12 protein-coding genes are annotated in these 10,542 nt (G+C 45.2%); 6 read left to right on the top strand and 6 right to left on the bottom strand.

Annotation, left to right across the window (positions count from 1 at the left end; all coding sequences use genetic code 11):
- Nucleotides 1-168 precede the first annotated feature (168 nt).
- The 5 genes from VIP81_RS03235 (at nt 169) to VIP81_RS03215 (ending at nt 3,201) form a co-directional block, all read left to right on the top strand.
- A complete protein-coding gene (locus tag VIP81_RS03235; protein WP_133807215.1) occupies nt 169-726 on the top strand; it encodes an RNA polymerase sigma factor in 558 nt (185 codons plus the stop codon).
- 18 nt (nt 727-744) lie between these two features.
- Nucleotides 745-1,188, top strand: coding sequence for a hypothetical protein (locus VIP81_RS03230; protein WP_331957039.1), 444 nt, complete (start codon nt 745-747; stop codon nt 1,186-1,188).
- A gap of 13 nt (nt 1,189-1,201) precedes the next feature.
- Nucleotides 1,202-1,411: a hypothetical protein gene (locus VIP81_RS03225; RefSeq protein WP_331957038.1), complete on the top strand. Its 210-nt coding sequence runs from the start codon at nt 1,202-1,204 to the stop codon at nt 1,409-1,411.
- A 194-nt stretch (nt 1,412-1,605) separates the two neighbouring features.
- Nucleotides 1,606-2,172 (top strand): DinB family protein, encoded by a 567-nt coding sequence (locus tag VIP81_RS03220; protein ID WP_331957037.1) that lies wholly within the window; start codon nt 1,606-1,608, stop codon nt 2,170-2,172.
- A gap of 36 nt (nt 2,173-2,208) precedes the next feature.
- A complete protein-coding gene (locus VIP81_RS03215; protein WP_331957036.1) occupies nt 2,209-3,201 on the top strand; it encodes a patatin-like phospholipase family protein in 993 nt (330 codons plus the stop codon).
- Nucleotides 3,202-3,239: 38 nt separating this feature from the next.
- Here VIP81_RS03215 and VIP81_RS03210 read toward each other — a convergent pair whose 3' ends face one another.
- The 6 genes from VIP81_RS03210 to VIP81_RS03185 form a co-directional block, all read right to left on the bottom strand.
- Nucleotides 3,240-5,129, bottom strand: coding sequence for a M1 family metallopeptidase (locus tag VIP81_RS03210; protein ID WP_331957035.1), 1,890 nt, complete (start codon nt 5,127-5,129; stop codon nt 3,240-3,242).
- A 56-nt stretch (nt 5,130-5,185) separates the two neighbouring features.
- Nucleotides 5,186-6,271, bottom strand: coding sequence for a winged helix DNA-binding domain-containing protein (locus tag VIP81_RS03205; RefSeq protein ID WP_331957034.1), 1,086 nt, complete (start codon nt 6,269-6,271; stop codon nt 5,186-5,188).
- Between the two features lie 79 nt (nt 6,272-6,350).
- Entirely contained in the window at nt 6,351-7,019 is a 669-nt protein-coding gene (gene rsmI / locus VIP81_RS03200; RefSeq protein ID WP_133806384.1) for a 16S rRNA (cytidine(1402)-2'-O)-methyltransferase, read from the bottom strand.
- A gap of 116 nt (nt 7,020-7,135) precedes the next feature.
- A complete protein-coding gene (gene purS / locus VIP81_RS03195; protein ID WP_211974575.1) occupies nt 7,136-7,381 on the bottom strand; it encodes a phosphoribosylformylglycinamidine synthase subunit PurS in 246 nt (81 codons plus the stop codon).
- 114 nt (nt 7,382-7,495) lie between these two features.
- Nucleotides 7,496-8,260 (bottom strand): CDP-alcohol phosphatidyltransferase family protein, encoded by a 765-nt coding sequence (locus tag VIP81_RS03190; RefSeq protein ID WP_331957033.1) that lies wholly within the window; start codon nt 8,258-8,260, stop codon nt 7,496-7,498.
- A 136-nt stretch (nt 8,261-8,396) separates the two neighbouring features.
- Nucleotides 8,397-9,686 (bottom strand): aminopeptidase P N-terminal domain-containing protein, encoded by a 1,290-nt coding sequence (locus VIP81_RS03185; protein WP_331957032.1) that lies wholly within the window; start codon nt 9,684-9,686, stop codon nt 8,397-8,399.
- Nucleotides 9,687-10,010: 324 nt separating this feature from the next.
- Between VIP81_RS03185 and VIP81_RS03180 the strand changes: the two genes are divergently transcribed.
- A partial coding sequence (locus VIP81_RS03180) for a phosphoenolpyruvate carboxykinase (ATP) (protein WP_331957031.1) occupies nt 10,011-10,542 on the top strand: 532 nt, incomplete at its 3' end.

The following is a 10,542-nucleotide window of genomic DNA, read 5'->3' as shown; positions in this document are numbered from 1 at the left end:
CCCAACCGCCATTCAGATCAGCAATAGGGCCGCGAGCCTAACCATGCATAAAGGACAGATCCCCTGTTTTGTAATTTAAACAGTTTTTTTTCTGAAATTATAAAATATCCCCGCCGCTGCTTCGTCATCCTTATTAAGATGAAACAGCTGGTCCTTACAAATAGCATTATGGCCATAGAGCAAAACGAACGCATACAGGCAACCGTGAAGCAGGAACGCAAGCGCTTGCTGCACTTTATCCGGCAACGGGTAAATAATGCGTCCGATGCGGAGGATATTTTACAGGACGTTTTCTATCAATTCACCGAATACCTTAGACTGGGAAGCCAGGTAGACTCGATCACCGGGTGGCTGTTTGCCGTAACCCGCAATAAGATCACCGATTGGTTCCGCAAAAAGAAAGAAACTCCTTTTTCTGACTACACGCGCGAGATAGAAGGCGAAGAAGTATTATTTCTCCCCGAATTACTTTCCGACAAAAACCAGGAGGCAGACACGCCCATGATGAAGAAAATCATGTCTGAAACTATTATGCAGGCTATCGATGAGCTGCCGGCAGATCAAAGACAGGTATTTCTGCAACATGAACTGGAAGGAAAATCTTTTAAAGAAATGAGCGAAGAAACCGGCATTGGGGTAAATACCCTGCTGTCGCGCAAGCGCTACGCTGTACTGTTCCTGCGGGAACGCCTCTCAGAACTGTACAACGAATTATTAAACGACTGATTTTAAATTATTAAAGATATGAGAAACGAATACGGCAGAAGAAAAGGAGCGCACATAGCCAAATTCCTTGTCCTCGGAGTAGTGTTTATTGGTGCGGTGGGATTTGTAACCATGCAACTGTGGAACTGTCTGATCCCTGAACTGTTTCATGGCCCCTTCATCACTTTCTGGCAGGCATTGGGCCTCCTCTTATTAGGTAAACTTCTTTTCGGCTGGCATAATCACCATAATTCATGGAACGATAAATGGCGCCGGGGCGGTGAGTGGAAAGCAAGGATGCGGGAAAAAATGGCCAACATGACACCGGAAGAACAGGAGAGAATGAAAGAAGCATTCCGTAACCGCTGCAGACCGGGATTTGGCAGGTCCAGAGAAAGACAGGAGGACTGGGAAAAGTACTGGTCAGATGATACGAAAAAGGGGCCGGAAGATCCGAAAAATGAAGAAAAAGAATCACACTAAAAAATATTGTGCGATGATAGGCATATTCAAAACCAATATCGACAACCTGGAAGACCGTCAGCAGATGATCCAGGCCATAGCATCCAGCTTTCCGGTTGGGTCCTGTCATGTAGACCTGGATGATTGCGATAAAGTATTGCGCATAGCAGACTTACAGGTGGAAGAGGATATTATCGTAGAATTCGTTCAAAAACAAGGCTTTGAATGCCAGGTACTGGAATAATTTAAAAATTTATTTACAGTACATCAATATTCCCGGGCTAATTAGTCGATTTATTATACATGTGATCGTTTTATATGTAACATGCTATTGGCTTCCTCGCAAATCTAACGTAACTTCAAAGAGAATGCAGTGGCCCGGGTATATTGAATAAGACGCCAGGTAAAGTGTTTTTGAACCCTCTAAATTTCGTTCCTATGTACCTGAACCAGCACGAGATCCAATCTCTCCTTAATAAGAGTTTTGACAACTTCGTAGATTTTGTCAATACGCTGCCGGATATACGATTTACCGCCTCTCCATACGGTAAATGGTCCGCTGGTCAGCAACTTGATCATCTCACCAAATCCATCAGGCCTATTAGCAGTGCATTGGGATTTCCCAGAATCACCCTTCGCTATTTTGGCATCAGTCAATCACCCTCACGCCCCTACGATAAATTAATAGCGGACTATCAACGTGCGTTGGACATTGGCCTCAAGGCAGGCAGGGCTTATCATCCCGGCGTGATTTATCCGGCCCAGCGTCCGGCACTCCTTCAAAGTTTTCTTCTTCAGAAAATAAAACTATCCGATAAACTCCTTACCTGGTCAGAAACAGATCTTGATAAATATCGTTTGCCACATCCCCTGCTGGGAAAAATTACCATCAGGGAAATGTTGTATTACATCGCATACCATAATCAACACCATCTGGGCAAATTAAAGGATCAGGAACTACAGGGTCATACCTGGCAAAATCAACTACAACAACTTATATTTTGATTTTTTAGTTAAATTGTCCTTACCTAAAAAATCATCATGGCTACCACAGCGTTAGTCATCAGCGGCGGCGGCTCCCGGGGCGCTTTTGCTGTTGGCGCCCTCAAATATTTGTATGCGCAACAACCAACCATTGCATTTGATCTTTTTTGTGGAACCGGTACCAGCGCCATCATTGCCCCTCTCGCAGCACTGGGCGAAATTAATTTGCTCGAAAAATTATTCACCAGCAACAGTACCGCAGATATCGTAAGCACCAGTACCATGATGCAGCGATTTCCACAAAACAACTCGCTGTATAATGCTACCGCCTTAACACAAAAAATCAATAATATCTTTACTGACAACAGGTTCCGCGCGCTCCAGCAATTGGAGCAGGAAGTATTTGTAACCGGTAAATGCCTGCAAACCAACCGTACCACTTACTTCTCCCCCGGCGGTAACGATGCCGTGAGAAAGGACTACGACATGGTATCGCTGCATGATAACTATAGCTTCCGCGAAGCCGTACTGGCATCCTGTAGTATGCCTGTATTCATGCCACCGGTAGAAGTAGCTTCACTTCCCGATCATGTACAACAATTCACCAATGGAGGAGGCGCACACTATAATGCTATCAAACTGGCGATAGATGAAGGTGCTACGACTATTTACGCCATTCTGCTTACGCCTGAAATACCAGGAGAAGAAGCACTGCTTTTTAAAACGCTGCTGGATATACTGGAAAGACAGGTAGATCATACGACCAATGAAATGGCTGGACTGGAACTAACCGGCTTTATCAATGATTCACTCAACTATATTGACGCCGTAAAAAATAAAATGAAAGCAGCGGGCATTCCTGATGTCGAGGATTATTTCGATGTGCCCGTAAATCCCTTCCGCGAAAAGAAAATTGTAAACCTGCATATCATCCGGCCACAACAGACACTGGACGTGCATATGGGAGGACTGGAATTTAGACCGGATGAGATGAAAGAGATGTTGGACGAGGGAGAGAGGAGCGCTGCGAAAGTAATGCAAGGAAAATAAAACGGGGCTGATAAGTATCAGCCCCGTTAGGATATATCTTAAGATACTGCTTTATTATTACTTCGATCTATATCCGCCATACGCTGACTGGGATCTATTTCCAGCTCTTTGATATCGGATAGCGGAATATTCAGTTCTACTTCATATACAGGATTTGTCCAGTACCAAACGGGATCGACTATACGTTTTATAGCCGGATTTTCATTTGGCTTTTCTCCATACATAATAGACAATGGAATATAGTGCAGTTCTTTATTACCATTTTTATCTGTTACCAGGAAGTCTATCGGCATCGGCATATAAGCTACTCTGCGCAGGCGCACAATGGTTTTATTACCTCTGTCAAAAACGCTGTCAATACCATAATCAATATGCTTCACCGAATTGATAAAGTATTGTTTATACCAGTCCAGTGCAATGCCACTTTCCATTTCCATCACGCGTATAAAGTCATTTGCATTCGGATGTTTAAAGCGCCATTCTTTGTAGTAACGTAACAGGCCGGCATCGCGGTTGGCAGCACCAATCACATAACCCAGCTGCTCCAGGAATACCGCACCTTTGGAATACGCAGTGAGACTGTAGCCGTAGTTTGTATTATAATGATCGGAATGAGTAGTAGCTGGTTCTTCGAAAGGACTTCTTGCCAACGCAAAATAACCTGCATAGGAACTTTCCAGTGCATTGGTTCCTTGCAGAGAATCAATGGTATTGTGGATCACATTACTTTCAGCGAAAGTGGTGAAACCTTCGTCCATCCATGGGTACAGGCTTTCGTTAGTAGCCAGCATTCCCTGATACCAGCTGTGCATCCATTCGTGCATAGCTACACCGTATAAGCCATCCATCTTTCCATTACCCATAATCAGGGTGCCCATTGGGTATTCCATACCGCCATCGCCACCTTGAATAAATGAATATTGTTCATAAGGATAAGCGCCGTAATGCGCTTTGATATAGGCATAGGCAGCGGGAATCATTTTCGCCAGCTGAGGCCAGGTATTGTGTGTATGCTCATTATCGAGGTAGAAAAAATGCGCCGTAAAGCCATCCACTTTTTGGGTGATGTGCTTGTAATCCGGATCTGCGGCCCACATGAAGTCATGCACATTGGGTGCAATGAAATGCCAGGTGAGTGTATTGCCGGCAGGCTGAGGTACTTTCACGCCGGGTGCTTCATACCCATGACCAATCTGGTTGGGGTTTTGCAGGTAACCGGTACCACCTATTACATACTTTTTATCGATCGTGATTTTCACATCATAGTCGCCCCAAACGCCATAAAATTCGCGGGCAATGTAAGGTGTCGCATGCCATCCTTCGTAGTCGTACTCACACATTTTAGGATACCACTGTGACATGGAAAAGTCTACGCCTTCTGAGTTATTGCGACCGCTGCGACGGATTTGTACCGGCACCTGCGATGCAAATTCCATATCAAATTCGGCCTTTGAATGTGGCAGGATAGGCTTGTCCAACGGCACTTCCAGGATGGTTTCCACTACTTTGAAATCCTGGGGTTTACCATCACGTTTCAGTGAAATAATTTTCTGATAACCTATTTCATCGGGCTTCAGTTTAGAAATGCGATCACGCACACGGTTGTCCCAGTCGAGGCGTTCGTTGCCTTTTTTATCTCTTCCAATCACTACTTTACCCAGCTCACGGCTACGCACGTCCATCATGCTATTAGGCTGAAAGGCGTTCCAGTAAAGGTGATAGAAGACTTTCTTCAATGTATCGGGGGAGTTGTTGTAATATTCAAGGTGTTGTTGCCCCTTGAATTGATTAGCTGGTGCATCCACTTTCACATCCATGGTATATTTCACTCTCTGCTGCCAGCGATCTGATTGTGCGCTTAGTTGTAACCAACTGCCTGCCAGCATAGCAATGGCCAGACAGCTCCCTGTTGTAACCCGATACTTCATTCCGTTTCTTTTTAATTAAACAGCTAAAATAAACATCATTTGGGTATTTTGATGGGTTATTTCGGATCTGCTGCGGTGAATGCTGCGAGGGTGAGGCCGAGGAAATCGGCATATTGCTGTGCCGCCGGCTCAAAGGCTGTCAGGCCGGCCTTTTTAAGTGGTTTAAATGATTCCACTGTAATGGCTACACTGTCTTTTTTAAAGGTTCGTTTCCAGGTACCAGTGATTTGTCCGTTGTGCACCATAATGGGATTAAAAATGCCGTTGATGGTCATTACTTTTTTGGCAAACTGCATGTCTATCAGCGTGCTACGATCTTTATACCCGATAAAGTATTCATCAAAAGCGGGAAGTAATAAATGGGTATCGGGAATAGCTTTTTTCCTGCCGGGGGCCATCCAGTAAGTCGTATCGCTTATTTCCTGTGCCAGCAGGTGTTCCTGTGCGCCATTCAGGCCGGCGCGGGCATCGGTGAGGGATAGCCCTGACCATTGGGCAAAATCAGGCAGGGTGGCTGGTCCGTGGCTGATAAAATAACGACGGGCCAGTGTGATCAACGCCTCCTCTTTGCTGAGCAGGGTGGATGCCGGCAACCATTCATCCAGTAGTGTATAGGTGGATTGTTTACCACTCAGAGGGCCATTGCAAATGATCCCTTCCAGCGCAGCATGATAAATAATATGATTCATCCGGTGATCATCTGTGGCAATACCGTGTTCCTGCAGGTAGGTGGTGAGTGCTTTGCGGGTCAGGTGGTTGCCTCCCTGTAAGATTTTGATGATCAGCTGATTTGTTTTGTGAAGTAACGCATCATCCATGCCCAGCTGTCTTTTCATGCTCCCCATGCGTGTTTTCATATTGGGAGCAATCAGCTGGAGCATCCAGCGTACATCTGCGGCGGCTACCAGGTGCAGGGTACCTCTAAAAACGGTGGTGCGGATCAGGGATTTGTTGCTGAGTGCTTTTTCTATACCGGCATCTGTTATACCCGGGAGTCGTACGCCAATGGCCCATTTACTGTGCGCGTGTTCCTGGGCCTGCATGGCGCCGAAAAAGGATACTATTTCTGCTGGCTTTTTAAAAGACGTGTGAATCAGTTGCTGATGGAGTAATCGTTGCGCTGCGATGTCGGTAACTAGCATGGGTAATGGTTTGTGGTATACAAAACAACAACACCTGGGTGACAACGGTATGTCAATAGTTTCCCTGCGACTAAAATAATTATTCGATGCCCTGTACTACGAGTACAATTTCACCTTTCACGCCTTTCTCTGCGTAGTAATCGTGTACTTCCTGCAGGGTACCGCGTTTATTTTCCTCAAACATTTTAGTGAGCTCGCGGCTTACGCTGCAAGGGCGGTCTGGTCCGAAATATTGGATGAGGTCAGCCAGGGTACGTACCAGCCTCATGGGCGATTCGTAAAAAACGAGGGTACGTTCTTCCGTAGCGAGCTTTGTAAAGAGGGTGTGGCGACCTTTTTTGAGGGGAGGGAATCCTTCAAAGGCGAAGCGGTTCATGGGGATGCCACTGTTTACCAGTGCGGGTACAAAGGCGGTGGCGCCGGGTAAGCATTCTACCGGAACGCCGGCACGGCTGCATTCTCTTACCAGTAAAAATCCGGGGTCAGATACACCGGGCGTACCGGCATCGGTGAGCAGCGCCATCGTTTTACCTCCCTGCATTTGCTGCAGCAGGTGCTGTACAATTTTATGTTCGTTGTGCTGATGATAAGCCGTTACGGGCTTACTGATGTTGTAATGCCGGAGCAAAACACTGGAAGTACGGGTATCTTCTGCCAGGATCAGATCAGCTTCTTCGAGTACTTTAACAGCTCTGTAAGTGATATCGGCAAGGTTGCCGATAGGAGATGGAACGAGATATAATTTCATAATTTAATTACGAATTACGAATTACGAATTACGGATTACCGGGGAGATGATGGAGGATAATATCGTTTACCATCTCCACATAACTCCGTAATTCGTAATTCGTAATTCGTAATTAATTATTGTATTTGTACTTCAAAAGATTCCATTACCTGATTTGCCAACAGCTTCTGGCAGGCGGTTTCAGCGATCTGCCTTGCTTCTTCCTGGCTGGCGGCTTCAATTTGCAGAGTAATGTGTTTACCAATACGTACATCTTGTACCTGGCCCAGGCCGAGGTTCTTGAGACCACCCATCACCGCTTTTCCTTGCGGATCTAATAATTCTTTCAGTGGCATCACATTGATATGTGCAGTAAAAGTCATTGTGCTAGAAATTTTGCCGCAAACCTACTCAAAAATTACGAATTAAGAATTACGAATTACGGATTTGTGGCGAGATAGACCGAAATCTACCCACAAATCCGTAATTCGTAATTCTTAATTCGTAATTCTTGGAGGTACTGCGATTGATAATATTACGTAACAAATAAATATAAAAGGTACCGTCGCAAATTTCAGGAAAGGTATGCTCAGTATGGTTAATCCGATGAGTAAAAAGCGTGGCCAGTTGTCTGCCAGCCGCTTACTTTTAAATTTCAGGCTGATCATCGGAATTTCTGCAATCATCAGGTAACAGAGCAGTGCGATGGTGATATATAGCACCCAGATATTCTGGAACCAATGTGCGAGATTAAAGGGATTAAATAACAGAATTAAGGGGAAAGATGCCACCAGCAGCGCTACTGCAGGGGTGGGCACTCCGATAAAGTTTTCCGATTGCCGCGTGTCTATATTAAACTTAGCCAGGCGATATGCTGCAAAACAAGGCACCAGCAAGGCCGGGGCGAGATTAAGAATAGATACATCAAACACATCCGGTTGCTGAAAATAGGCGCTGCGGAGCAGTCGGTATAACATCATCCCAGGAACTACGCCAAAAGTCACCACGTCAGCCAGGGAGTCGAGTTCCTTGCCCATAGGGCCGGATACGCCGAGGAGCCGGGCTACCATTCCGTCAAAAAAGTCGAAAATACCTGCCAGTACTACCAATGCAGAAGCCCAATATACCGGCTCCGGTGTAATAATCGTATAGTCAGCACCGTTAATCTCGGCGCGGTATTCCGGTGCATGTAAGATGCAGATGATCGCCAGCGCCCCGCAGAAGAGGTTACATAGGGTAAGAATATTGGGTAGTTGTTTCATCTAATAGAACGATTTTGTGCAAATTACGAATTACGAATTACGAATTACGGATTTGTAAGGAGATATAAGCGAATACTCATCTTCGCGTTTATCCTCTCCTTACAAATCCGTAATTCGTAATTCGTAATTTGAAATTCTATTTCATCAGGGCTTCTATTTCATCGGCCGTGATCGGAATATTCTTCATCAGGTCTACATTACCTTCGGCGGTGAGCCAGATATTGTTTTCGATGCGGATACCCAGTTTCTCCTGTTCAATATAAATACCTGGTTCAATGGTCATCACTGCTCCTTCCGGAATTGGCTGATGGAAAGAAGGACCCAGATCATGTACATCTACTCCCAGATGGTGGGAGATGCCATGGTACAGGTATTTGCGGTATGCCGGTGTTTCAGGATCCTGGTTTTTCACTTCTTCTTCTGTGAGCAGGCCCAGTTTGATAAATTCTTTTGTTGCTTCCACGCCTACCATTTCATGGTATTGGGCAATGGTCATACCCGGACGCAGGATAGATTTAGCATAGTTGTGCAGGTGCAAACATGCATCATACACTTCACGCTGACGTGGTGAGAACTTACCATTTACCGGTACACTGCGGGTCAGATCCGCATTATATCCACCGTATTCCGCACCAAAGTCCATGAGGATGACTTCCCCATCTTTACATTCCTGGTTATTAGATACATAGTGCAGCGTCCGGGCACGATCGCCAGAAGCGATGATAGAGCCATATGCTTCACCAGCAGAGCGGTTGCGCAGGAATTCATGCATAATTTCTGCATGAATTTCATGTTCCCATACACCTGGTTTAATGAACTTCAGTAAGCGGCGGAAAGTTTTTTCGGTAATATCCATCGCTACCTGCATCACCTTAATTTCTTCCGGTGTTTTTACGGCACGCAGTTCTTTGAAGATAACTGCGGCACGCAGGTAGTTATGCAGCGGGTAACGTTCCTTCGTTTCCTGTGCATATCGGTTATCCCTTACTGGGACAAGGTTTGACTTACGGTTATTTTCGTTGGAATTCAGGTAGATGTTGGCGGAATCGTTGATCCATTGCTGCAATAATGCATCCAGGGTATCCAACCACACTACGGTAGACATACCGGATATGGCAAATGCTTCATCTTTACGCAACCTGTGACCATCCCACTTTTCCTTTAACTCGTTAGGTCGCACCAGCACCAGTACCTCGCGGTACTTAGGGTCTGGATTATCGGGAAACAACACCACCATTGTATCCTCCTGATCAATGCCTGTCATCCAATACAGATCTGAGTTCTGTTTGAACTTATGTAAGGCGTCACCATTGGTGGGCAGTTCATCATTGGAGTTGATAATAGCGATAGACTGCGGCTTCATTTTAGCCACAAAACGCTGGCGGTTCTTTATAAACAGCTGCGGATCCAAAGGCAGATTCTTCATATCTCTTAATTTCAAATGAGGGTTCAAACCTAGGGAAAATTTCGGAGGTAGAAATATTGATCGGCGCTGAATTAACAAATTGGTTAATATCTGCTGCGTTAAATGACAAAATCGTACTAATATTTACTTGCAAATTGGTAATGCTATATTATCCGGTTTTTAGTTTGATAATCCTGCAAGGAAATACCCGCATATTGAAGATATCGCAATAATGACCCCAAAAATGGTTACTAATTTCTAAATTTCAATGGTATAACACCTATAAAATTTGACAATATCAAAAAATCGCTAGTTTTGCTTTTACACCAAAACAATCTTGCTTTTATGCAAATGAGTAGCGTAAGGAATCCTATTGCTGACTTACGGGGACTTGGCATAGAGAACGTGGCTAACGTCTATTACCAACTTTCACCCGAAAAACTGGCGGAACAAACCATCGCCCGTAAACAAGGGGTATATGCCGACAGTGGGGCTCTTGCTGTTAACACCGGTGAGTATACCGGTCGCTCCCCGAAAGACAAATTCATTGTAAAAGACTCCCTCACAACGAACACGGTAAACTGGAACGATTTTAATCAACCCATTTCTGAAGAAAATTTTGATCGTTTATACAGTAAAATCACCCGTTATTTCACTGGTAAGGAGGTATGGGTACGTGACTGTTACGCTTGTGCTGACCATGATTACAGGGTCAACATCAAAGTGATCAGTGAGCTGCCCTGGGCCAATTTGTTTGCCTACAACATGTTTCTCCGTCCTACGGAAGAAGAGCTGGATTACATGCTTCCTGACTGGACAGTGATCCAGGCCCCTGGCTGTTTGGCTGATCCTGCCACAGACGGCACCCGGCAGCAGA

The sequence above is a fragment of the Chitinophaga sp. genome, from assembly GCF_036566945.1.
GTDB lineage: Bacteria > Bacteroidota > Bacteroidia > Chitinophagales > Chitinophagaceae > Chitinophaga.
Note: the sequence above shows the minus strand (reverse complement) of the source record. Positions and strands in the feature narration are given on the sequence as shown.